Below are 388 nucleotides of genomic sequence, written 5' to 3'. Positions count from 1 at the left end.
AAATACGTGAAGTTACTTGCTAAAATTCTACGTGACCGCGGTTTATCTGTAGAAAAAGGATTATGGACTCACTATGATGTGACGAAGTACCTTGGCGGTACAGACCATGAAGACCCACTTGATTACTTACGTAGCCATGGTGTATCTGAAGCGCAATTTAGAGCAGATGTACAACGTGCATACAATAATTCTAGTGTAGATGTTTCTGTTCCTGAAAAACCATCTAAGCCAGCAGAAGTGCCAACAGCTGTAACAGATGGTATTGCTTATATTGAAGGTTCTAACGTTAACTTACGTAAAGGACCTGGTACAAGCTATTCTAAAATTCGTCAGTTAAACAAACCAGAATCATATATTGTGTGGGGAGAAAAAGACGGTTGGTTAAATC

At 39.2% G+C, this 388-nt stretch carries 1 pseudogene; it reads left to right on the top strand.

Features of this window, described 5'->3' with window-relative positions:
• Positions 1-388 (top strand): annotated as a pseudogene (locus SB719_RS19125) (hypothetical protein); the annotation flags it as partial.

This window comes from Pantoea sp. SIMBA_079 (assembly GCF_046940275.1).
Lineage (GTDB): Bacteria > Pseudomonadota > Gammaproteobacteria > Enterobacterales > Enterobacteriaceae > Pantoea > Pantoea borealis.
This window is presented reverse-complemented; position numbering and strand designations above follow the sequence as displayed.